The organism is Streptomyces sp. NPDC005791 (assembly GCF_042871485.1).
In the GTDB taxonomy this organism is placed as follows: domain Bacteria; phylum Actinomycetota; class Actinomycetes; order Streptomycetales; family Streptomycetaceae; genus Streptomyces.
In genome coordinates this window covers 18,021-40,758 of record NZ_JBIAIP010000029.1, presented here as the reverse complement: position 1 = coordinate 40,758, position 22,738 = coordinate 18,021, and the positions used below count along the sequence as shown (strand labels likewise).

Sequence of the window (22,738 nt, the reverse complement as noted above, 5' to 3'; positions counted from 1 at the left end):
TCAGCGTGCCCAGATCCGTGCTCGACTCCGAGGAACGCGACCTCAGGGTCGTCAGAACCGATGCCCCCATGTCGAACTTCATCAGCTTCCCCCCCACCAGACTGAACAACCGTACGAACCATCATGTGTATCAACCCGCACATCACCGGTGCAATCAGCAAGCACCGCACTGTGACCATCCCAATACACGTCGGCCGCAACTCCTGTCACGAGCCCTTCAGATGCCGCACCAACCGCTCGAAGTCCTGCCACCCCGCCAGGTCCGACGGATCACCGGGCAGCGGGTAGTACAGCGCGGGACGCGCCCTGGGCCCCAGCTGAACAGGCTTCGCCGCCAGCGGAGTACGCCGGGCGCGGTCGCCCTGGATCTCGCGGACCTCGTCGGCGCCCAGGACGAACGCCAGCGGGACGCCGGGGCCTTCGAAGCGGGGCGGTACGGCGAGGTCGCGGCGGGCTTTGCGGAGCTGTACGAGCATCGACTGGAGCCGGTGGCGGGTGGCGAGCACTTCGGCGGCCCTGGGCAGCGCGTCCAGCGGCATCTCCTCATCGGGTCCGTAGCCGAACGCCAGCGTCACCTCCTCCTCCACCCCCGCCGTCGTGCGGGTGACGCGCACGGTGGCGAGCCCGGGCCGGTCCGGGGTGCCGACGACCACGGCCCAGGTCGGCTGGGGGGACCGCTCGAAGGCGAGGTCCGTGAGGCGCTGCGGTGACCAGGGGAGGTTGGCGGGTTCCGCCGTACCCCAGCCCGCCGGAGGCGCACCGGTGAGCTCGCGCCACACCGACTCCAGGCCGCCGCCGAGCACCAGGCGGTCGTCGGCGGGGTGGACCGAGCGGAACGTGATCGCCAACTGCCGTTCGCCGGTCTCCGCGACCTCACCGTAGGACGCGGCGACCAGACTCTGCGGGTCGTCCCCGGTCGCACCGGGGCCCGCGACCGGCGCGAAGATGCCGTCCTGCCACCGCAGTACGGCTCCTGACAGCCCGTCGTAGTAGCCGTCCCGTTCGTCCTGGACGATCCAACGGGACGGCCACGTCCCCAGGAGGTGGCGTGCCGCCGGGGAGAGTGTCGTCCCGGCCGGCGCGACGACCTGGAGTCCGAGACCGGCCTCCGTGGCAGCCCGGTAGGCATCCGCGAGCCAGGCCGTGAGGGCGACCACCGGGCGGTCCTGGATGACGACGGCGACCTTCTCCGTGAGTACGTCGACGGCCGGGACCGCCGCGGCCGGTGTGGGCGCGACGCTCACCCCGTCGGTGGGCACCACGGCCAGCGAGCGGGCGGCCTCCGGGGGCCAGGCGGAGCCACCGGCGAGGTGGGCGAGCCGGGCGGCGAACGTGCCCGCGAGCTGCTCCGCCTCCGCCACACCGGTGGTGGCGCGGGCCTCCGTCCACCAGAACGGGACCGGCGGCGCCGACGCTCCGAGCAGGCGTTCCGCCTCGCCGGCCACCTGGACGAGCAGCGGTGCCTCGACGGCGACCAGGGGACGGCCCTCCGGATCGCAGAGCTGTACGACGGCTCCGTCGCCGTGGGTGTCCACGAGCTTGTCCGGGCCCCCGGAGAGCAGCCCCACGAGCACGGTCCACGGGTCGGGCATACGGGTGGTGAGGGCGATGACGTCCTTCGTCATGGGGTCGTCCGGTCCTTCGTCGTTCGTCGAGGTGCCCCGGGTGTCAGGCGGGCGTGTACACGGTCTGGATCAGGCGGTTCGCATAGCCCCTGCGGATCAGCACACCGCGTCCTGCGGGCTGCTGGGTGGCGTACACGCCAGGGAAGAGCTGGCCCTCGCTGCGGTCGCCCGCCATGAGGACGGCCGAGGCCCCCGACTCGCGCAGGCCCTGTACGAGCGGCTCGTACATCCCGCGTGAAGCGCCCGCGACCCGGCGCGTCAGGACGAAGTGGAGGCCGATGTCCACCGCGGACGGGATGTAGGGCAGGAAGGGGGAGAGCGGCGACTGGCCGGCCGTCGTCAGCACGTCGTAGTCGTCGATCAGGACCACGATCCGCGGGCCGTTGCCCCAGCTGCCGGGTTCCAGGTCCTCGATGCCCGCGTTCTCGTCGGGCAGCCGCTTCTCCAGCTCGGTGGCGATGCCGGCCGAAAGGCCGGCGCACAGCTTGGCGTTGTACGCGTATCCGCCCCTGTACTCCTCCGGGATCGCGCCGCGCAGGCTGCGCCGCGGGTCCATGACGGCGAAGACCAGCTCGTCCTCGCCGTAGCGGTCGATGAGGCCGGCGGCGACGGTCCTGAGGAGGTTCGTCTTCCCGCACTCGCTGTCGCCCATGACCAGCAGGTGCTGGTCGTGCTCGAACAGGTCGAGGAGGACGGGTTCCAGGGCCGTCTGGTCGACACCGATCGGCACCCTGCGGGGTTCGGCGGCCGGACCCGGAAGCAGGTGCGGCTCCAGGACGGCCGGCAGGACCCGCACCTGCTGGGCGACCTCTCCGCTCCAGGTGGCGCGGACCGTACGGGCGGTGCGCTCCAGGACCGCGCCCAGGTAGGCGGTGTCGCCGAGCCCGTCCGTACGGGGCAAGGCCGCCTGGGCGAAGAGCTTGCCGTCGGTGAGGACGCGGCCGGGTTCGTCGGGGGACAGCGTCTGGGACAGCTTGCGGTCGATGCTGGACTCGCTGGGGTCGTTCATCCGCAGTTCGAGACGGGTGCCGAACGCGGACTGGGTGGCGATGCGTACGTCGTTCCAGCGGAGCATGCCCGCGACGACGTGGATCCCGTAACCGCCACCACGCTTGAGGATGTCGACGACGGCCTCGTCCAGGTCCTCGAAGTCGTCGCGCAGCGCGCCGAACCCGTCGATGACGAGCACGATCTCGGCCGAGGCGAGCTCAGGCAGCCTGCCCGCCGCGTGCAGGGAGCGCAGCTGGTCGACGGAGTCGATGCCGTGCTCGCGGAAGAGGTCCTCGCGGGTGGCGAGCATGTACCGCACCTCCTCGGCCGTACGTCCCGCGCGCTCGCGGTCCGCGCGGCCCGCGATGCCCCCGACGTGCGGCAGGCCGGACAGGGCCTGGAGGCCACCGCCGACCAGGTCGAGGCCGTAGACGCCGACCTCCTGCGGGGTGTGGGTCAGCGCGAGAGAGAGGACGAACGTACGCAGCAGAGTCGTCTTGCCGGACTGCGGGCCCCCGATGAAGGCGGCGTGGCCGCCGGCCACGGTGAGGTCCAGGAACCACTGGCCCTGCCACTGCTTCGTCGGGTCGTCGAGCAGACCCAGCGGCACCTGGAGCGGACCCCGGCGCTTGGCGAGCTGCATACCGCGCGGGCCGGCCTCCAGGGGGCCCGCGACGCTGTCCAGCGGGAGGGCCGCGGGCAGCGGTGGCAGCCAGATGCTGCGTACCGGCCCGGCAGCGCCCTCCAGCTGTCCGACGATGACGCCCATCTCCGTCGGCCCCGTCTCGCGGCGCCGTGACGAGGGCTCCTGGGGGCCGGGACCGTCCGAGACCGCGAGGGTGTTGAACGCTTCGTACTCGAGGGCGAGCGGTCCGGTCTCCTCGTCCTCCGCACGCTGCACGGGGCCCCGGTAGCCGCCTGACACATAGCTGGCCTTGAAGCGCGCGTAGTGGCTGGTGTCGACCTTGAGGTAGCCGAAACCAGGCAGCGGCGGCAGATGGAACGCGTCCGTGGTGTCCAGGACCGTACGGGACTCGTCGGCGGAGAAGGTGCGCAGGCCGAGCCGGTACGAGAGATAGGTGTCCAGGCCCTTGAGCTTGCCGCCCTCGATGCGCTGGCTCGAGAGCAGCAGGTGCACACCGATGGAGCGGCCGATACGGCCGATGGACAGAAAAAGGTCGATGAAGTCCGGTTTCGCCGTGAGGAGTTCACCGAACTCGTCGATGACGACGAACAGGTGGGGCAGCGGGTCGAGGTCGGGGCGCTTCTCGGCGCGCAGTGCGGCGTAGTCTCCGATGTCGGCGATGTTGCCCGCGTCCTTGAGCGCCTGCTGCCGGCGCTTCACCTCGCCGGCGAGGGAGGCGTGGACGCGTTCGACGAGGCCCGCCTGGTTCTCCAGGTTGGTGATGACACCGGCGACGTGCGGCAGGCCGGCGAACGGAGCGAAGGTCGCGCCACCCTTGTAGTCGACGAGGACCAGGGCGAGGTCCTCGGGCGGGTGGGTGGTGACCAGGGCGAGGACCAGGGTGCGCAGCAGCTCCGACTTCCCGGACCCGGTGGCGCCGACGCACAGGCCGTGCGGCCCCATGCCGAGCTCCGAGGACTCCTTGAGGTCCAGGAGCACCGGTTCGTGGGAGTCGCTGATGCCGATGGGCACGCGCAGGAAGGCGCGTTCGCCGCGCGGGGCCCAGAGGCGGGACAGGTCGAGCCGGGCCACGTCCTCGATGCCGAGCAGGCCGGCGAAGTCGACGGGGCCGGACAGGGGGGCGTCGACGAGCGACTCGGCGGACAGGCGCAGCGGCGCGAGCATCCGGGCCAGGCCCTCGGCGAACGGGATGCCGACTTCGTCGACGGTGCCGTGGGCGCTGACCGGCTCCTGCTCCCGCAGGTCCTCGATGCGCACGTCGGAGCCTTCCACGGTGATCCGGATGCCGACGTGGCCCGGCTCCTGGACGCGCTGTTCGAGCAGGTGCAGGACCGTGACGCCCATGTCGCGCAGCCCCACGGCGTCGTCGGGCCGTGGCAGGTCGACGGCGTCCTCGCCGTGGCCGTCGGTGACGACGAGCAGCCGGGACGTCATGGACAGGGCGTCCTTGCCGGCCAGGCCCCGGCGCAGCTCGGCGGCGTAGGAGGCGCGGCGGCGCAGTTCGGGGCCGAGCTGCCGGGCGAGCTGGGGCGCGGAGGGGGCGATGCGGCGGGCGGCGACCGGGCCGTCCAGCTGCTCGGTGTCCAGCAGGTGCGGCAGCCACTTGGCCCACTCCCAGTCGGCGACCCGGTCGCCGGGCACGGCGAGCGCCATCGCCACGTCGTCGGGGGCATGCGTCGCCGCAGCCTGTACGAGGAGGGCGCGGACGACCCGCAGGCAGTCCTCGCGGGGCCCGACGACGCTGATGTTGCCGACCCGGTCGAGCGGCACGGTGAGAGGGAGTTCGGTGCCGGTGCGGAAGCGGGTCATCAGCGCCGACGCCTCGTTGAGCATGAAGAGGTCGGGCGGGGTGAGGACCGTCGATCCCTGGTCGGCGATGCTCAGATCGCGTACCGGCATCTCGCCGGTGCCGAGCCGCACCCGGAGGAAATCGGCGTCGACGCGGCGGCGCTCCCACAGGCGGGCGGGATCCCGCACGATGTCGTACAGGGCGTGCGGCGGCGGGTTGAGTACGTCGGCGAGCTCACGGCGCGCCCGTTCCTCACCCGAGAGCTCCTCCCGCAGGTCCTCGACATAGGCGAGGTAGGCCTCGCGCTGGCTGCGGCGGGTGCGCTGGGCCTTGCCGCGCTGCGAGAAGAGCAGCGCGACCGAGCCGACGATCGTCACGACCAGGATGATCGCCCCGAGAGCGGCGAACTGGCTGTTGCGCACGACCGTCATCATCACGACCGACGACATGACTCCGGCGACGGGCAGCAGCGACATCGCGATGTTGCCCGCCTTCCCCTCGGGGAGGTTGGGCGGAGCCTCGATGACGCGTGCCCCGGACGTGGCCGGAGGCCGGGTGGTCCGGGCCGGGCGGTGTATCAGTCGGGTACTCATGATCGTCCGTCACTCACGGTCGGGCTCGGGAGCGGCACGGGTCAGCGACGCTTCTGCGAGAGCTGGAAGACATCCGCGGCGAGGAGGGTGGCGGCCCGCCGCGTCGCACGGGCGAGCAGCTCCGGACGGATGGCACCGCCGGCGGCGAGGTGCCGGTCGAAGGGGAGGACCTGGACACTCGCGCCGGTGGACTCGAGCTTGCGGGCGGCCTTGCCGAGGTCGATCCCGGCGCGGGGCGTCTGTTCGGTGAGGACGACGACCGTGCCCTCGATCACATGGCGGGGCAGCCCCTTCATCCACTCGAGCACGTTGTACGTACTCATGACGCCCTCCAGGGTCGCCGGGGTGGTCAGCACGCGGGCCTGGGAGGCCGAGAGCGCGACCCGGGCGACCTCGGCGGGCAGCGTCTCGCAGTCGACGACCGTCACACCGAAGTAGCGGCGCAGGGAGACCATGACCCGTTCGTACGCCCTGGTGTCCAGCATCGCGCCGATCCGGCCCTGGCTGCCGGGCAGGAGCCAGGCGTTGTCGGGGAGCTGGACGAGGTAGCCGGTGATGTCGAGCAGGGACATCTGCGGTTCGACGATGTTCGCGACGTCGCCGGTGGTCCAGCGAAGGGACTGGGAGCCGAGCCGCAGCGGCAGGGAGCCGAGCGCCGGATCGGCCTCGACGAGGAGGACCGGGTCCTGCCGGTAGTGGGCGTACGTGGTGCCGAGGAGCGCGGCGACGGTCGACTTGCCCGCGCCACCCCGGATAGAGGTGACGGCGATCTGCCGGCCCGTCGTCACGGGCTGCTGGAGCCGCTCCGCGGTGCGGGTGAGCTCGGCGACCTCGCGCGCTGCCGAAGAGGAAACGATACGGCGCACGGCATGCGCGGCACGCGACGCGAGAGGTTCCCCGTGGCGCGGCTTGCGTAGCGCTCCGGTCAGGGCGTCGTCCACCACGGGCAGGGAGTCGGGGGTGCCGCGGGGTGGTCCCGCCACGGGGGTGCGGGGAGCCGGCGGCTCCTGGCGCTGAGGACCGGCCTGGCCGGCCTGAACAGGTGTACCGGCACCCGGGGCGGGGAGGCCGGGGCCGCCCTGCGGGGAGACTCCGGGCGCCGCATCGGCGGGGCGCTGCCCGCCCTGTGGGGCCGCGCCCCTCAGGTCGCGCAGCACATCGCCCTGCCAGTTGTCCGCGTTCGGCATCTCTGCCCTTCTTCTCCGCCGTGCTGCCCCTGCCGGGCGCCGCGCGTTGACTCAGAACTTGTTGAGCAGTTGTCCGAACACACCGAACACACCGACGGCGAGCGGGAAGAGTCCCACCATGCCGATGGATTCGACCAGGTCGGCCGTTCGCCGCAGCCGGACCCGCACGTGCTCCGGCGGCTGCACCGCCAGGACGAGGAGCGGCAGTACCGCCGCCGCACCGAGCACGGTGATCGGCCCGGCGCCCCCGCCGTGCTCCATCCACAGCATCACCAGGCGTACGACGAGGACCGCCGCGGCGGCGAAGAGCGCCACCACCTCCGCGACCAGGGGGAACGCGCGGGCTCGTGACAGCAGCACCACGGCGACGACCGAGGTCAGCACCACGGTCCACACCGTCTGTGTCCCCGCCCGGGTGATCAGCCAGCCGGCGCCGGCGGCCGAGACCGAGGTGGCCAGGGTCGCGAGGGCGAGGCCGCGATGCGTGGCCGCGAGGGCGTTGCCCACCTCGTGACGGCTGACGGAGACGCCGCCCGAACGGCGGTCGTCGAGTGCGGTCAGCCCCGACGCCATCAGCGCCAGACGTGGCAACAGGCCGAGCAGGACCACGGAGACGACCGCCATGACGGCGCCGAGCCGGGCCGGGTCCCCCTGGACGGCGGCGACGCCCTCCCACACCACGGTGAGCGCGGCAGTCGTCGCGGCGCCGACGAGCCCGCCGCGGCCGAGCGGCGAGAAGTAGCCGAGCAGCACCAGCATCAGGACCACCGCCGCCGCGACGGCGGCGAGACGCAGGGTGCCCGGCCACGTGTAAGCGTCGGCCGCCGTCCACGCGGTGAGGACGCCGATCGCCCCGGAGAGGAGCAGGAGCGCCGTAGCCAGGCCGCGGTTGCCCCGCCCGGCCTTCGCGACGAGGGCACCGGCCGCCATGAGGACGACCGTGACTGCGGCGAGGGCACCGGCCAGGGCCCCGAGCGGGAATTCGCGGCGGGCGAGCAGCGCGGCGATCACGGCGAAGACGACGGTGGCCACGCCCCCGGCGACCCGGCGCGCGGCGGGCCGCCAGCGCCACGCCCGCAGATCGAGGTCGTCGGCCACCTGGTCGGTGACGTCGTGCACGACGGGGGCCGGCGGCGCGGAGTGTGTCCTGACGAGCCGGAGCACCGCGCCGTCGGCCACCCCGGCCGACGCCAGTGTGCTGTCGTGCGGCAGAGCTGATCCGTCTGCCGTCATCAACTGCCGTGTGAGCGGGCGCGAGGCGACCCGGTCGTCGAGCACCTGAAGGATGTCCGGGAGCAGTTGGCCGATCGGGGTGTCCGACGGGAGGACGATGTCGGCCCGGCGCCGCTCGCCGACCAGGGTCACCCGGCTCAGTTCCGTCCGGGAAGTTATCGCTGTGGTCACCACTTACGGGAACCTATCATCACGGCTTCGCGTGCTTTCGGGGCCGAAGCAGTGTAACGGTATCCATGGTCTTTTCCGCTCGATCCGCGTGAATCATCGGGTACTTGCCCGCAAGCACGTGAGGGCTTCCGCCGTACTCCCCTCAGCCGGTGCGGACGTACTGCTGCGCCTGGCGCTGCTGCTTCTCCTGCTCGGCCTTCTGCTTGTCCAGCGTGTGCTGGAGGAAGGACCATCCGACGCACCCCGCGCACATCACGGCCGCCAGGGCGATCCCCGCGAACACCTTCCCGAGCCGTTCGTCGGCCGTGCGTCGCGCCCGTTGGGCGCCGAACAGCAGCGCGTCGCGCATCCTGCGCCGGCGTACTCCCACCGACTCCAGTAGCTGGCTGTCGTAATCCCGTGCCATTGGTCGTCCGTCGCCCCCGTCGCTCGTCGCGTCAGTCGGTCGCCCTGAAAGATGTCGGTCGCCCTGAAAGATAAGGCACGCGTGAGCGAGGGGAGGGCCCAGGGCCTGCGGTCCCGCCTGGACGAGCCGGGCCACGTGCGTGTCCCGGGCCGCGAACCGGCCCCCTGCGGTCCGCGACACCCTCACGGGCCGGCAGCCCCGCCAGGGGCGGGAGGCCCGCGGGGAGTCCGGCACGGACGGTCCCTCCGTGCGGTGTCGTAAGAATGGAGGAAACGTACACTTCAGCGCCGGCCTCCGGCCGCGTACCGTCTTCACCACCCCGGAACACCGTACGGACGCCCACAAGGCGCGCATCGTTCAACGAAAGGCACCCGCACCCATGAGCAGCAGCAACGAAGCGCCGCGCGGCCCCGTCGACTCCTCCCGCGTCCCGCGGTACGCCGGACCCGCGACGTTCGCGCGGCTGCCCCGGCTCGACGAGGTCGGCTCCGCCGATGTCGCCGTCGTCGGCGTGCCCTTCGACAGCGGGGTCTCCTACCGGCCCGGCGCACGCTTCGGCGGCAACGCCATCCGCGAGGCGTCCCGCCTCCTGCGCCCTTACAACCCGGCGCAGGACGCCTCTCCCTTCGCGCTCGCCCAGGTCGCCGACGCGGGCGACATCGCCGCGAACCCGTTCGACATCAACGAGGCCGTCGAGACGGTCGAGGCCGCGGCCGACGACCTGCTCTCCACCGGCGCCCGGCTGATGACGCTCGGCGGCGACCACACCATCGCGCTGCCGCTGCTGCGGTCCGTCGCCAAGAAGCACGGCCCCGTCGCCCTGCTCCACTTCGACGCGCACCTGGACACCTGGGACACCTACTTCGGTGCCGAGTACACCCACGGCACGCCGTTCCGCCGCGCCGTCGAGGAGGGCATCCTCGACACGGAGGCGCTGTCCCACGTCGGCACCCGCGGCCCGCTGTACGGCAAGCAGGACCTCACCGACGACGCCAAGATGGGCTTCGGCATCGTGACCTCCGCCGACGTCATGCGGCGCGGTGTCGACGAGATCGCCGACCAGCTCCGGCAGCGCATCGGCGACCGGCCGCTCTACATCTCCATCGACATCGACGTCCTCGACCCGGCGCACGCCCCTGGCACCGGCACCCCCGAGGCCGGCGGCCTCACCTCGCGCGAGCTCCTGGAGATCCTGCGCGGACTCTCCTCCTGCCACCTCGTCTCGGCCGACCTGGTCGAGGTCGCCCCGGCGTACGATCACGCGGAGATCACGTCCGTCGCCGCCTCCCACACGGCGTACGAGCTGACGACGATCATGTCCCGCCAGATCGCGCAGGGCCGCAACCGGTGAGCCACGACCACGACGACCGACCGCGGCTCACGGCCGCGCAGGCCGAGGCGGCCCTCGATCCCCCGTCCGGCCGCACCGGCGGCGACCTCGTGGTCGAGACCCTTCAGGGCCTCGGCGCCACCACCGTCTTCGGACCGCCCGGCCAGCACGCGCTCGGCATGTGCGACGCGCTGGGCCGCTCCTCGCTCTCGTACGTCGGACTGCGCGTCGAGAACAACGCGGGCTTCGCCGCCGACGCCTACGGCCGGATCACCGGTGAGGTGGCGACCCTGCTCCTCTCCACCGGTCCGGGCGCACTGACCTCCCTGGCCGCACTCCAGGAGGCGGCCGCGGCGTCCGCGCCCGTGCTGGCGATCTCCGGGCAGGTGCCGACCGCCGGCCTCGGCGGCGGGCGCCACGGCTATCTGCACGAACTCCGCGACCAGCAGGCCTCGTTCCGCGACATCGTGAAGTCCGTGCACACCGTGCGCACGGCGTCGCAGATCCCGTCCGCCGTCGCCGCCGCCTGGGAGTCCGCGCTGACCGCCCCGCACGGGCCGGTCTGGGTGGAGATCCCCCAGGACGTGCTGCGCGCCGAGACCGCCCTGCCCGTCGTCAGCGCGCTCGACGCCACGCCCCGCGAGCTGTACCCCCGGCCGGAGCTGACCCTCGTGGCCGCCCACCTGCTGTCCCACGCCGAACGTCCGGCGATCATCGCCGGCGGTGGTGTCGTACGCTCCGACGCCGCCGGCAAGCTGCGCGCGCTCGCCGAGAAGATCGACGCCCCGGTCGTCACCACCTTCGGCGGCAAGGGCGCCTTCCCCTGGGAACACCCCCTCTCGCTGCGGTCCTGGCTGGAGGACCGGCACACCACGGACTTCCTGGAGTCCGCGGACGTGCTGCTCGTCGTCGGCTCGGGACTGGGCGAACTCTCGTCGAACCACCACACGTTCGCCCCGCGCGGCCGGATCGTCCAGATCGAGGCCGACGCCGGGAAGCTGGAGTCCAACCACCCCGCGCTCGGCATCCACTCCGACGCCCGCGAAGCCCTCGCCGACCTCCTGGACGCCGTGGAGCCCCGCGAGGACGACACCGCGCCGGAGCGCGTCCGGGCCCTGCTGGACCAGGTGCACGAGCGCATCGCGGCCCAGGACCTCACGCTGGAGCAGCAGGTGCTCGCTTCCGTCCGCGAGGCGCTGCCCGACACCTCGCCCAGCTTCTGGGACATGACGATCCTCGCCTACTGGGCCTGGTCCGCCTTCGACGCCCGCCACCCGAACACCATGCACTCGGCGCAGGGCGCGGGCGGACTCGGCTACGGCTTCCCCGCCGCGATCGGCGCCGCCGCGGCCGACCCGACGAAGCCGGTGCTCGCGGTCTCCGGCGACGGCGGCGCGATGTACTCGATCGCCGAGCTGGCCACCGTGCGCCGGTACGACCTGCCCGTCACCTGGCTGATCGTCGACGACGGGACCCACGGCACCCTGCGGGACCACAGGACGGGCGCCTTCGGCGCAGCAGCCACGGCGACCGAGCTCACCCGCCCGGACTTCGTCGCCCTCGCCGAGTCCTTCGGCGTCCCCGCGCTCCGTACGACACCGCAGACCCTGGCCGCCGACCTCGGCAAGGCCCTGGCGGCCCCGGGGCCGTCGGTCGTGGTGCTCCCCGCGCTGCTGAAGATGTTCGAGCCGACGCACCTGTAGTGACCGTGGCGGTGGCGGGCCGGTCCCCGGCCCGCCGCTCGCGCCTCACTCGGGACCACCCGCCCTGCGTCCCACGGCCGAGAATTGTTGCGGAAGGATGAAATCCGCTGCTGACCGCGTTGGGGACATGCGGTAGGTCAGGCGGGGCGACGGGGAAAGCTGGAGGCACGATGGCGAGCGCGGGCGTGAGCGCGGACGAGGAACAGAAGGGCGCGGAGCCACAGGGCTGGGGCCGGCGGCTGACCGGGTACGCCTGGCGCTACCGGCGCAACGTCGTGCTGGCGCTGGGCTCGTCCCTCGCGGGCATGGCCGTGATGGCGCTCGTCCCGCTCATCACCAAGGTGATCATCGACGACGTCGTCGGCAGCCACACCCGCTCCCTCGGAGTGTGGACCGGCCTGCTCATCGGCGCGGCAGTCCTCGTCTACATCGCCACCTACATCCGCCGCTACTACGGCGGCCGGCTCGCCCTCGACGTCCAGCACGACCTGCGGACCGAGATGTACGGCACCCTCACCCGGCTCGACGGGAAGCGGCAGGACGAGCTGTCCACCGGGCAGGTCGTCGGGCGGGCCACCAGCGACCTGCAACTGATCCAGGGGCTGCTCTTCATGCTCCCGATGACCATCGGGAACATCCTGCTCTTCCTCATCTCCCTGGTGATCATGGCGTGGCTCTCGCTGCCCCTGACCCTCGTCGCCCTCGCCGTCGCCCCCGCCCTGTGGTTCATCGCCCGCCGCTCCAGGAACCGCCTCTTCCCCGCCACCTGGTACGCCCAGAGCCAGGCCGCGGCCGTCGCGGGCGTGGTCGACGGGGCCGTCTCCGGAGTCCGGGTCGTCAAGGGGTTCGGCCAGGAGGAGCAGGAGACCGGCAAGCTCCGCGAGGTCAGCCGCAGGCTCTTCGCGGGCCGGCTGCGCACGATCCGGCTGAACTCCCGCTACACCCCGGCGCTCCAGGCCGTACCCGCGCTCGGCCAGGTCGCGATGCTGGCCCTCGGCGGCTGGCTCGCCACCCGCGGCGAGATCACCCTCGGCACCTTCGTCGCCTTCTCCACCTATCTCGCCCAGCTCGTCGGCCCGGTCCGGATGCTCGCCATGGTCCTCACCGTCGGCCAGCAGGCCCGGGCCGGGGTGGAGCGCGTCCTGGAGCTGATCGACACCGAGCCGTCCATGGAGGACGGAACCAAGACACTCCCCGCCGACGCCCCCGCACGCGTCGAGTTCGACGACGTCCGCTTCGGCTACGCCGACGAACGCCCGGTGCTCGACGGCTTCTCCCTCACCATCGAGCCCGGCGAGACCGTCGCCGTCGTCGGAGCCTCCGGAAGCGGCAAGTCCACCGTCTCGCTCCTGCTGCCCCGCTTCTACGACGTGTCCCACGGCGCCGTCCTCGTCGGCGGCCACGACGTCCGTGAGCTGACCCAGGACTCGCTGCGGGCCGCCATCGGGCTCGTACCGGAAGACAGCTTCCTCTTCTCCGAGTCCGTCGGCGCCAACATCGCCTACGGACACCCGGGCGCCACCCAGGAAGAGGTCGAGAGGGCCGCGAAGGCCGCCCAGGCGCACGGCTTCATCTCCGAGCTGCCCGAGGGGTACGACACCAAGGTCGGCGAGCACGGGCTCACCCTCTCCGGCGGCCAGCGCCAGCGCGTCGCACTCGCCCGCGCCATCCTCACCGACCCCCGCCTGCTGCTCCTCGACGACGCCACCTCCGCCGTCGACGCCCGGATCGAGCACGAGATCCACGAGGTCCTGGCACAGGTCATGGAGGGCCGCACGACCCTGCTGATAGCCCACCGCCGGTCCACGCTCGGTCTCGCCGACCGCATCGCCGTACTCGACCAGGGCCGGCTCGCGGACATCGGCACGCACGCGGAGCTGGAGCGCCGCTCGGCGCTCTACCGCCGGCTCCTCACCGACCCGGACGAGCTGGGCGGCACCTCGCCAGGACATCAGCCGTCGGCGGTCGCGGCGCCCGAGGACGACCGCGCGCTGCAGGAGGAGCTGGACGCCGAGTTCGACGCCGAACGCGGTGTCACCCCCGGGCTGTGGATCCGCAAGGAGGAGCAGCGCGACGCGGCGGCCGCCGGGATGCCCGCCACCCCCGAGCTGCTCGCCCAGGTCGAGGCGCTGCCGCCCGCCACCGATGCCCCCGGCATCGACGAGGCGAGCGCCGTGCGCCCGGAGAAGTCGTACGGCCTGCGCAGGCTGCTGCACGGCTTCGGAGCGCCGCTGCTGGTGAGCCTCGCCCTGGTCGCCGTCGACGCGGGCATGGGCCTGCTGCTGCCCGTGCTGATCCGGCACGGCATCGACGACGGCGTCACGAAGATGGCGCTCGGCGCGGTCTGGGCGGCGGCCGGACTGGGGCTGCTCACCGTGCTCGTGCAGTGGGCGGCGCAGATCGGCGAGACCCGGATGACGGGCCGCACCGGCGAGCGCGTGCTGTACTCCCTGCGCCTCAAGATCTTCGCGCAGCTCCAGCGGCTCGGCCTCGACTACTACGAGCGCGAGCTGACCGGCAGGATCATGACCCGGATGACGACGGACGTGGACGCCCTGTCCACGTTCCTGCAGACCGGACTGGTCACCGCCTTCGTCTCCCTCGTCACCTTCTTCGGCATCACGGTCGTGCTGCTCGTCCTGGACATCGAGCTGGCCCTGGTCGTCTTCGCGACGCTGCCGCTGCTGGTCGTCGGCACGTTCTTCTTCCGCCGCAAGAGCGTCAAGGCGTACGAGCTCGCCCGGACACGCATCAGTGTCGTCAACGCCGACCTCCAGGAGTCGGTCTCCGGGCTCCGCATCGTCCAGGCGTTCCGCCGCGAGAACGACGGCGCCGAACGGTTCGCGGCGCGCAGCGACCACTACCGCCAGGCCAGGGTGCGCGGGCAGTGGCTGATCTCCGTCTACTTCCCGTTCGTGCAGTTGCTGGCCTCGGTCGCGGCAGCCGCCGTGCTGATCGTCGGCGCCGGCCGTGTCGACGACGGCACGCTGACCACGGGCGCCCTGGTCGCCTACCTGCTCTACATCGACCTGTTCTTCGCGCCCGTGCAGCAGCTGTCCCAGGTCTTCGACGGCTACCAGCAGGCCAGCGTCTCCCTCGGCCGGATCCAGGAACTCCTGCGGGAGCCGACCTCCACGGCCGACCACGACGAGCCGCAGGAGGTGACGTCGCTGCGCGGCGAGATCGCCTTCGAGGACGTGTCGTTCGCGTACGCCGACGAGGCCGAGGCCCTCACCGGCATCGACCTGCGGATCCCGGCGGGCCAGACGGTCGCCTTCGTCGGTGAGACGGGGGCGGGCAAGTCCACGCTGGTCAAGCTCGTCGCCCGCTTCTACGACCCGACGAGCGGCCGGGTCACGGCGGACGGTACGGATCTGCGCCTGCTCGACAGGACGGCGTACCGGCACCGGCTCGGTGTCGTCCCGCAGGAGGCCTACCTCTTCGAGGGCACCGTCCGTGACGCCATCGCGTACGGGCTGCCGGAGGCCACCGACGCCCAGGTGGAGGCGGCGGCCCGCGCGGTCGGCGCGCACGACATGATCGCCACCCTGGAGGACGGCTATCTGCACGAGGTCGCCGAACGGGGCCGCAATCTCTCCGCCGGTCAGCGTCAGCTGATCGCGCTCGCCCGCGCCGAGCTGGTCGACCCCGACATCCTGCTGCTCGACGAGGCGACCGCCTCCCTCGACCTCGCCAGTGAGGCACAGGTCAACCAGGCCACCGACCGGCTGGCGGGCCGGCGCACCACCCTGGTGGTCGCCCACCGGCTGACGACGGCCGCCCGCGCCGACCGGGTCGTGGTGATGGACCGGGGCAGGGTCGCGGAGGACGGCACGCATGACGAGCTGCTGGCCAGGGGCGGCACGTACGCGCGACTGTGGCGCACCTTCATAGGGGAGGGCATAGGCGAGGACGCCCCGGCAGGTGTGTGACCCCGCACACCGCAACCTGAAGGACCCCTTCCCGCGTCGTACACCCGTGCGTGCGTGTGTCCGACGAGGGTCAACGTGTTCGACGAGGGGGGCGGGGTGGCCGTGGTGACGAGACCGCTGAGGTCATCGGGGCGGCCGGGGCCCGCGGCTGCCCGGCGCACGGCGGCGGCGCTCCTCGTCCTGCCGCTGCTCGGGGCCTTCGGCCTGGTGCTGGGCCCCGCCGGATCGGCCCCGGCGCAGGCCGCTTCGGCCTGCTCCGGGCGGCTGGTCAAGACGGTGACCTTCTCCACCGGTTCCCTGCGGGTCTACGGGAGCCGCGCCTACGCGTGCGCCGTCACCGTCGCCAAGAAGCCGGGCGCACGCCGGACGATGCGGGTCTCGCTGCAGCCGCGCGGCGGCAGGGCGGTCGTCGACAGCGGCAGGTTCACCCAGCTGGCCGGCCCCGTGAAGGTCCACGCGCTCAACCGCTGCGTCCGCGCCTCGGGTTCGATCGGCACATCCTCCGGATCGACGGGGTGGATCATGTGCTGACGTGCGCGTGGGTCTGGCGTGGCGCGTGGTGTCCCCGCTAGGTTCTCGGCGACTGTCGTGAATCAAGGGGAGGGTGCATGCGCAAGGCGCTCAGAGGCGTTCTGTCGCTCGCGGTGCTCATAGGCACAGTGAGTGCGACCGGGGCCTCGGCCGGTGCGGCCACCGCCGCGGAACCGGCCGCGAAGCAGAGCAGCGGCTCCACCACCAGCGGTGAGAGCAGCAACGAGGACATCAAGGACCGCATCCTGGCCATCCCGGGAATGAGCCTGATCGAGGAGAAGCCCTACCCCGGCTACCGCTTCTTCGTCCTCAACTACACCCAGCCGATCGACCACAAGCGCCCGTCCAAGGGCACCTTCCAGCAGCGCGTCACCCTGCTGCACAAGGACACGACCCGGCCCACGGTCTTCTTCACCAGCGGCTACAACGTCTCGACCAACCCCAGCCGCAGTGAGCCGACGCAGATCATCGACGGCAACCAGGTCTCCCTGGAGTACCGCTTCTTCACCCCGTCGCGCCCGGCACCAGCCGACTGGTCCAAGCTCGACATCTGGCAGGCCGCCAGCGACCAGCACCGGGTCTTCAAGGCGCTGAAGAAGATCTACACCCAGAAGTGGCTCAGCACCGGCGGCTCCAAGGGCGGCATGACCGCCACCTACTTCGAGCGCTTCTACCCGAAGGACATGGACGGCGTCGTCGCCTACGTCGCCCCCAACGACGTGGTGGACAAGGAGGATTCGGCGTACGACCGGTTCTTCGCACGCGTCGGTACCGAGGAGTGCCGGGACCGGCTGAGCGGTGTCCAGCGCGAGGCGCTCGTCCGCCGGGAGCCGCTGGAGGCGAAGTTCGAGGCGTACGCCGCCGAGAACGGCCTGACCTTCGACACCGTCGGCACGCTCGACAAGGCGTACGAGGCCGTCGTCATGGACTACGTCTGGGCGTTCTGGCAGTACAGCCTGCTCGCCGACTGCGCGTCCATCCCGGCCGACGCGCCGAACGCCACCGACCAGGAGATCTGGGACTCCGTCGACGGCATCTCAGGCTTCGCCGCCTACGCCGACCAGGGCCTCAGCACCTACACGCCGTACTACTACCAGGCAGGCACCCAGCTCGGTTCGCCCGACATCACGCAGCCCTGGCTGGGGAATCTGAGCCGCTACGGCTACCAGCCGCCGCGCACCTTCGTGCCGCGCTCCATCCCGATGAAGTTCCAGCCCTCGGTCATGCGTGACGTGGACCGCTGGGTCAGGAACAACGCCCGGCAGATGATGTACGTCTACGGCGAGAACGACCCGTGGGGCGCCGAGCCCTTCCACCTCGGCAAGGGCGCGAGGGACAGCCACGTCTACACCGTGCCGGGCGGCAACCACGGCTCGAAGGTCGCCGGTCTCGTCGCCGACGAGAAGGCCGAGGCCACCGCGGCCGTCCTGCGCTGGGCCGGGGTCGCGCCCGCGGCCGTCGAAGCCGATCCGGCGAAGGCGAAGCCCCTCGCGAAGTTCGACGCCCGCCTGGACGTGCGGGATGCCGAACTCCAGCGCAACCGGGGCACGCTGCGGCCGTAGGACGCAGCGGTCAGGTCCGAAGTGGGCTGTGCCCACCGGGTGTCGGTCACACCCGGTGGGCACAGCCCACCGGCACGTCCCCGCCCAGCTGCACGAACAGATCCGTCGAGTCGGGGCAGAGCGCCCGCCGCGCCACCGCCGAGCCGACCTCGAACTGCGGGGACCGCTCGCCCGACCCGTCACAGGCCGTCTCCCTGACCTCACCCTCGCGGAAGCTGTAGACACAGTCCCCGACGACCGTCAGCGGACCGCCGCCCCGTCCCGGGTCGCCCGGGTGCGGGGACTCCAGATTCCGCATGCACGCGTACCCGGGGGGCACCGCTGGGCTGCTCGACGACGGCTGCGGGCCGCTCAGGGAGGGGGCCGGCGGGACCGTGGGACCGCTCTGCGCGATGTGCAGGACGAAGTCCGTCGTGGGCGGACACGCCGGGCCGTCCGACGGCGCACCCGCGTACCGGGCCAGCACCCGCGCCGCCGCCTTCTCGCTGCCGCACCACACCTCTCGGAACACCTCTCCGCGCGAACTGCAGTCGGCCGGTCCCAGGAACTCCACCCCGTAGTCCGCGGACGTCGCACTGGCCTGCGGCCCACCGGCCGGCATGTCCGCCGCGCTGCCCACCGGCTGCCGGCAGCCGCTCAGACAGAGCACCGCGACAACGGGCAGAAGGGCGCGTGACACCCCCGCGGCACGGCGCAGTTCCATGATCGACCCCCCCGGTACGCCCGCAGAGGCGTGCACCCAGCGTGACCCGCCGAGGCAGGACACGCCAGGTGCACGGAGTGCTTTTAGCTCTTTGGGATGGTTACGGCGAGGGAGTGGCGTAGGGCGTGTTTCGCCCTAGGCCCGGTACGACAGCCCGTAGCCGACGGGGTACAGCGCCTGCGCGGGGGCGTCCGCCCGCTGTACCGGGACCGGCAGCTTGCCCTCCGGCCGGGCCCGCCCCGCGATCACGCGAGCGGCGGCCCGTAGCTCGACGTCCGTCCAGGAGTACGCCGCGAGGCTCGCGGCGTAGCCCGTACCGGCCAGGTGGGCGATGTCGTACGGATTGCGGATCGCCACCGTGATCACCGGGACGCCGGTAGCCGCGAGGGCGCTGACCAGGGTGCGCTGGGAGCTGGTCGCGGAGACGTTGTACGTGCCCACGACCACCACGTCCTTGCCCTTCGCCGCGGCCACGGCCTCGGCGATCTTCACCGGGGAGGGCGCCGTCCCGGTGGACAGGGCGGTCGCCACGAATCCCAGTTCCTCGAAGGCCCCGGCGAGCGTGGAGGTCGGGGGGCCGGTCGTGCCGGAGGGCGAGGCCGGATCGGCGCCGACCACCAGGAGGTTCTTGTGGGACCGGCGGGAGAGGGGCAGCAGCGCACCGTCGTCGGCCAGCAGCGTGGTCGTCCGCTCGGCGATCCGGTCGGCGGCAGCGAGATGCGCCGGGATGCCGACGGTGCGGTCGACACCCCGGCGGGTGACGTAGGGGTCGCGGAACAGCCCGAGCCCGGTCTTCAGCCGCAGGATGCGCAGGATCGATTCCTCGATGCGGGCCTCGCTGATCTCCCCGCTCCTCACGGCGTCGAGGACGGCGTTCCAGGCGACCTTCAGGTCCGGCGGGTTGAGCAGCTGGTCGACGCCTGCCAGCAGGGCGAGGACGGGGACGCGGTCGTCGCCGTACTTCGTGCGGACCCCCTCCATCCCCAGGGAGTCGGTGACCACGACGCCGTCGTAGCCGAGCTCCTCGCGCAGGATGCCGGTGAGGATCGGGTGGGACAGGGTGGCCGGGTCCTCCGCCGGGTCCAGGGCCGGCACCACGATGTGTGCCGTCATGATCGAGTCGATACCGGCCGCGACGGCCGCCCGGAACGGCGGGGCGTCCAGCTCGGCCCACTGCTCCCGGGTGTGGTGGATGACGGGAAGGCCGGTGTGGCTGTCGGTGCTGGTGTCCCCGTGGCCGGGGAAGTGCTTGGCGGTGGCAGCGATCCCGGCGCCCTGATACCCCTTCACCTGCGCGGCGACCAGCCCGGCGACGGACTCCGGGTCGGAGCCGAAGGAACGTACGCCGATGACGGGGTTGGCCGGGTTGACGTTGACGTCCGCGTCCGGCGCGTAGTTCTGGTTGATGCCCAGCGCCGCCAGCTCGGCCCCGGCGATCCGGCCCGCCGTGCGCGCGTCGGAGCGTGAACCGCCCGCGCCCAGGGCCATCGCGCCCGGCAGCAGGGTCGCGGGCTCACCGACGCGGCAGACGATGCCGTGCTCCTGGTCGGTGGAGACGAGGAGGGGCAGCGGGGTGGGGCCGGCGAGCCCGGCCCGCTGGATGCCGTTGGAGAGCTCGGCGATCTGGTGCGGGTCACGGGTGTTGTGCGCCCAGGCGAAATAGATGATGCCGCCCACGTGATATGTCGAGATCAGCTCGGCCGCGTCACGGACCCCGATCTCGGCGAGGTTGGCGTCGATGTCCGCCTGGTCCGGCTCGGTGGCGGAGTGCCCGTACACCCGCATCACGAAGAGCTGGCCGACCTTCTCCTCCAGGCTCATCCGGGCGATGAGCCGCTTGAGGCGGCTGTCCTGGGAGGTGCCTGTCGTGGCTGCCCGCGCGGCGCCGGGGAGAGCGGCGACGCCGGACGCCGCGGCTGCGGCGGTCGCCGCGGTGGCGGTGAGGAGGGTGCGTCTGGAGGTGCCGTGGTGCACGTGAGCCCCTTCCGGTGCTGAAAGAAACTTCCAAGAAGGTACGGATATATGGAAAGTAACTACCAGTCAAGGGGGCGGTCCCGGAACGCGCGTGACACGCGGAAGGCCGGGTGGTGTGCCGGCGGGGTGCCACCCGGGCGGGCCGGCAGGAGGGGCCGGCCGCCGCGCCGTGCCCGCGCAGCACCGACACCGCGGCGATGATCGCGGGCCGCCGCGCCGCCTCCGTACGCCACGGCGCGTACAGCCGCCGTACCGGTACGGGTCCAGCCGCACCGCGACCACGCCGGCGGCAGCGGCCCCCGGCCCGGCCGGGGGACCATCGCCACGCCCAGCCCGTGCTGCCGCTTCCTCGCCGGGAGCCCAGGAAGCGAGGGCCGACCCGGACCGGCGGGCCGGGGCTACTGCTTCGGCGCGCCGAGGCGCAGCAGGTGCTCCCGGCCCGCCGCCAGCAGTTCCGGCAGGTCGGCGGCTTCGGCGTACCAGCGCTTCTCGTACTCCCAGCAGACCCAGTCGTCCGGGTCCAGGGTGTCCAGGCAGGCCTTCAGCGGCAGGGTGCCCGCGCCGAGGGGCAGGGGCGTGGTGTCCTCGGCGGAGGCGATGTCCTTCACCTGTACGTATCCCAGGTGCGGTGCCAGCACCGCATGGCTGGCCGCGGGTTCCTCGCCGGCCAGCCAGGTGTGCATGACGTCCCAGATCGCGCCGATCTGCCCGTGCCCGACGGTTCCGACCACGCGGGCCACATCGGCCCCCGCGCGGTGCGAGTCGTGGGTCTCCAGAAGGATCCGTACGCCGTGATCAGCGGCGTGCGGGGCGGCGGCCCCCAGCCGCCGCGCGGCGATCGCGTCGGCCTCCGCCGGGTCCTGGTCCCCGCCGCCGGGGAACACCCGGACGTAGGCCGCGCCCAGGTCGCGGGCCAGCTCCACCAGCCGGGCGAGCTCGGCGAGCACCGGCTCGTCCTCACCCTCGGCGGCGACCCGCACATATCCGGCGACGGTCAGGATCTCCACCCCGCCCCGCTTGAACTCCTCCACCACGGCGGCCCGTTCGGTCGACGTGAGGCCAGGGTGGACCGGCTCCTCGGGATGGGCGCGCAGCTCCACCCCCTGGTAGCCGGTCCCGGCGGCGAGCCGCACCACGTCCGCCACGGGCATCCCCGGGACTCCGAGGGTCGAGAAAGCGAGCTTCACGGTCTGTGTCCTTTCGTCGGCGCGGTCTGACCGGTACCCGTGATCGCGGCGGGAATACCTCACCCCACCCGTGGCGGCGCCGTCGAACCCCGTTCCATGAGCTCCGCGGCGATGGTCGCCGTGCCCCCAGGCGGAGGTGTCTCCTTGTCCATCGCCAGCCGGCCGGCCCGCGCCCCCGCCTCGAACAGCGGGAGCCGTACGGTCGTCAGGGCAGGGACGGCGTCCACCGAGAACGGCAGGTCGTCGAAACCCGCCACCGAGACGTCCTCGGGGATGCGGAGCCCGAGGTCCCGTACGGCCGCGCAGGCACCCAGTGCCACCGTGTCGTTGGCGGCGGCCACGGCCGTCACACCGGGCTCGCGGCGCAGGAGTTCGAGTGTGGCGTCGTAGCCGGAGCTCCGGTCGTACGGGCCGTGCACGGTGACGCTCTCCTCGTCCCCGTACAGCCCCGCCGCCTTCATGGCCTCCCGGTGGCCCTCCAGCCGGTGCCGGGTCGTGGTGCGTTCCAGGGGGCCGGCGACGTAGCCGATCCGGCGGTGTCCCAGGGCGATCAGATGCTCGGTGAGGCGTCTGGCACCGCCCCGGTTGTCGAAGGTCAGCGCGGCGGTCACCGCGTCGGTGTCGGGCAGCGGTGGCCGGCCGCAGAAGACGATCCGGGTGCCGGCGTCCGCGAGTCTGGCCAGTTTCACGGCCATGGCGGCCTGGTGGGCCGGGTCCTCCAGCGCGCCGCCGGTGAGGACGACCGCCGCGGCGCGCTGGCGCTGGAGCAGGGTGAGATAGGTGAGTTCGCGCTCGGGGGAGCCGCCGGTGTTGCAGACGACGGCGAGTTTCTCGCCGCCCGCACGGCCTGATCCGTCGCCCGGGCCACCGATCTCGCTCTGCGCCGCTCCGGCCATGATGCCGAAGAACGGGTCGGCGATGTCGTTGACCAGGATGCCCACCAGGTCGGACGTGGCGGCGGCGAGCGAGCTGGCCGGGCCGTTCAGCACGTAGTCCAGATCGTCCACCGCGCGCAGGACCCGCTCCCGGGTGGACGAGGCCACCGGGTAGTTGCCGTTCAGGACACGGGACACGGTGGCCGGGGACACCCGGGCGCGGGCCGCCACGTCCGCCAGGGTGACTGTCATCGCTCTCCTCCGAGGAGTTGTGGAGCGGCCCCCCTTGTCCGGGCCGCTG

At 72.4% G+C, this 22,738-nt stretch carries 14 protein-coding genes and 1 pseudogene; 5 read left to right on the top strand and 10 right to left on the bottom strand.

The window, feature by feature from the left end:
• Window positions 1-206: 206 nt before the first annotated feature.
• The 5 genes from ACFYSH_RS33110 to ACFYSH_RS33090 form a co-directional block, all read right to left on the bottom strand.
• Window positions 207-1,625, bottom strand: a complete 1,419-nt coding sequence (locus ACFYSH_RS33110; protein WP_388757454.1) for a DUF6177 family protein — start codon at window positions 1,623-1,625, stop codon at window positions 207-209.
• A gap of 43 nt (window positions 1,626-1,668) precedes the next feature.
• The gene (gene eccCa / locus ACFYSH_RS33105) at window positions 1,669-5,643 is read right to left on the bottom strand and encodes a type VII secretion protein EccCa (RefSeq protein WP_388757448.1); all 3,975 of its coding nucleotides are present in this window, start codon (window positions 5,641-5,643) and stop codon (window positions 1,669-1,671) included.
• Between the two features lie 41 nt (window positions 5,644-5,684).
• Complete coding sequence (locus ACFYSH_RS33100) at window positions 5,685-6,830, bottom strand: MinD/ParA family protein (RefSeq protein WP_388757445.1); 1,146 nt, start codon at window positions 6,828-6,830, stop codon at window positions 5,685-5,687.
• A gap of 51 nt (window positions 6,831-6,881) precedes the next feature.
• Entirely contained in the window at window positions 6,882-8,222 is a 1,341-nt protein-coding gene (gene eccD, locus ACFYSH_RS33095) for a type VII secretion integral membrane protein EccD (protein WP_388757457.1), read from the bottom strand.
• A 154-nt stretch (window positions 8,223-8,376) separates the two neighbouring features.
• Window positions 8,377-8,640 (bottom strand): hypothetical protein, encoded by a 264-nt coding sequence (locus tag ACFYSH_RS33090; protein ID WP_388757442.1) that lies wholly within the window; start codon window positions 8,638-8,640, stop codon window positions 8,377-8,379.
• A gap of 379 nt (window positions 8,641-9,019) precedes the next feature.
• Between ACFYSH_RS33090 and speB the strand changes: the two genes are divergently transcribed.
• The 5 genes from speB to ACFYSH_RS33065 all read left to right on the top strand — a co-directional run bounded on the left by speB (window position 9,020) and on the right by ACFYSH_RS33065 (window position 17,698).
• Window positions 9,020-9,991 (top strand): agmatinase, encoded by a 972-nt coding sequence (speB, locus tag ACFYSH_RS33085; RefSeq protein WP_388757439.1) that lies wholly within the window; start codon window positions 9,020-9,022, stop codon window positions 9,989-9,991.
• On the top strand, window positions 9,988-11,673 hold the full coding sequence (locus ACFYSH_RS33080; RefSeq protein WP_388757436.1) for a thiamine pyrophosphate-binding protein: 1,686 nt from the start codon (window positions 9,988-9,990) through the stop codon (window positions 11,671-11,673). The genes speB and ACFYSH_RS33080 overlap by 4 nt, the downstream gene beginning before the upstream one ends.
• Window positions 11,674-11,843: 170 nt before the next feature.
• Window positions 11,844-15,605: an ABC transporter ATP-binding protein gene (locus ACFYSH_RS33075; RefSeq protein ID WP_388757433.1), complete on the top strand. Its 3,762-nt coding sequence runs from the start codon at window positions 11,844-11,846 to the stop codon at window positions 15,603-15,605.
• Between the two features lie 105 nt (window positions 15,606-15,710).
• Window positions 15,711-16,136: a hypothetical protein gene (locus ACFYSH_RS33070; RefSeq protein WP_388757430.1), complete on the top strand. Its 426-nt coding sequence runs from the start codon at window positions 15,711-15,713 to the stop codon at window positions 16,134-16,136.
• Between the two features lie 77 nt (window positions 16,137-16,213).
• The gene (locus tag ACFYSH_RS33065; RefSeq protein WP_388757428.1) at window positions 16,214-17,698 is read left to right on the top strand and encodes a S28 family serine protease; all 1,485 of its coding nucleotides are present in this window, start codon (window positions 16,214-16,216) and stop codon (window positions 17,696-17,698) included.
• A 46-nt stretch (window positions 17,699-17,744) separates the two neighbouring features.
• Here the strand turns inward: ACFYSH_RS33065 and ACFYSH_RS33060 are convergent, their stop codons facing one another.
• The 5 genes and pseudogenes from ACFYSH_RS33060 to ACFYSH_RS33040 form a co-directional block, all read right to left on the bottom strand.
• On the bottom strand, window positions 17,745-18,401 hold the full coding sequence (locus ACFYSH_RS33060; protein ID WP_359464237.1) for a hypothetical protein: 657 nt from the start codon (window positions 18,399-18,401) through the stop codon (window positions 17,745-17,747).
• Between the two features lie 135 nt (window positions 18,402-18,536).
• Entirely contained in the window at window positions 18,537-20,375 is a 1,839-nt protein-coding gene (locus ACFYSH_RS33055; protein ID WP_388757425.1) for a glycoside hydrolase family 3 protein, read from the bottom strand.
• 154 nt (window positions 20,376-20,529) lie between these two features.
• Window positions 20,530-20,710: pseudogene (locus ACFYSH_RS33050) on the bottom strand (LysR family transcriptional regulator); the annotation flags it as partial.
• Window positions 20,711-20,773: 63 nt separating this feature from the next.
• Window positions 20,774-21,562 (bottom strand): sugar phosphate isomerase/epimerase family protein, encoded by a 789-nt coding sequence (locus ACFYSH_RS33045; protein ID WP_388757422.1) that lies wholly within the window; start codon window positions 21,560-21,562, stop codon window positions 20,774-20,776.
• A 59-nt stretch (window positions 21,563-21,621) separates the two neighbouring features.
• Window positions 21,622-22,689 carry a LacI family DNA-binding transcriptional regulator gene (locus ACFYSH_RS33040; protein WP_388757419.1) on the bottom strand — a complete coding sequence of 356 codons (1,068 nt, stop codon included), beginning with the start codon at window positions 22,687-22,689 and terminating at the stop codon, window positions 21,622-21,624.
• Between the last annotated feature and the right edge of the window lie 49 nt (window positions 22,690-22,738).

Bases quoted from the DNA above. Each gene is read 5' to 3' on its own strand.
- ACFYSH_RS33110 (WP_388757454.1), bottom strand. From the start codon at position 1,625: ATGACGAAGGACGTCATCGCCCTCACCACCCGTATGCCCGACCCGTGG.
- eccCa (WP_388757448.1), bottom strand. From the start codon at position 5,643: ATGAGTACCCGACTGATACACCGCCCGGCCCGGACCACCCGGCCTCCG.
- ACFYSH_RS33100 (WP_388757445.1), bottom strand. From the start codon at position 6,830: ATGCCGAACGCGGACAACTGGCAGGGCGATGTGCTGCGCGACCTGAGG.
- ACFYSH_RS33090 (WP_388757442.1), bottom strand. From the start codon at position 8,640: ATGGCACGGGATTACGACAGCCAGCTACTGGAGTCGGTGGGAGTACGC.
- speB (WP_388757439.1), top strand. From the start codon at position 9,020: ATGAGCAGCAGCAACGAAGCGCCGCGCGGCCCCGTCGACTCCTCCCGC.
- ACFYSH_RS33075 (WP_388757433.1), top strand. From the start codon at position 11,844: ATGGCGAGCGCGGGCGTGAGCGCGGACGAGGAACAGAAGGGCGCGGAG.
- ACFYSH_RS33065 (WP_388757428.1), top strand. From the start codon at position 16,214: ATGCGCAAGGCGCTCAGAGGCGTTCTGTCGCTCGCGGTGCTCATAGGC.
- ACFYSH_RS33060 (WP_359464237.1), bottom strand. From the start codon at position 18,401: ATGGAACTGCGCCGTGCCGCGGGGGTGTCACGCGCCCTTCTGCCCGTT.
- ACFYSH_RS33040 (WP_388757419.1), bottom strand. From the start codon at position 22,689: ATGACAGTCACCCTGGCGGACGTGGCGGCCCGCGCCCGGGTGTCCCCG.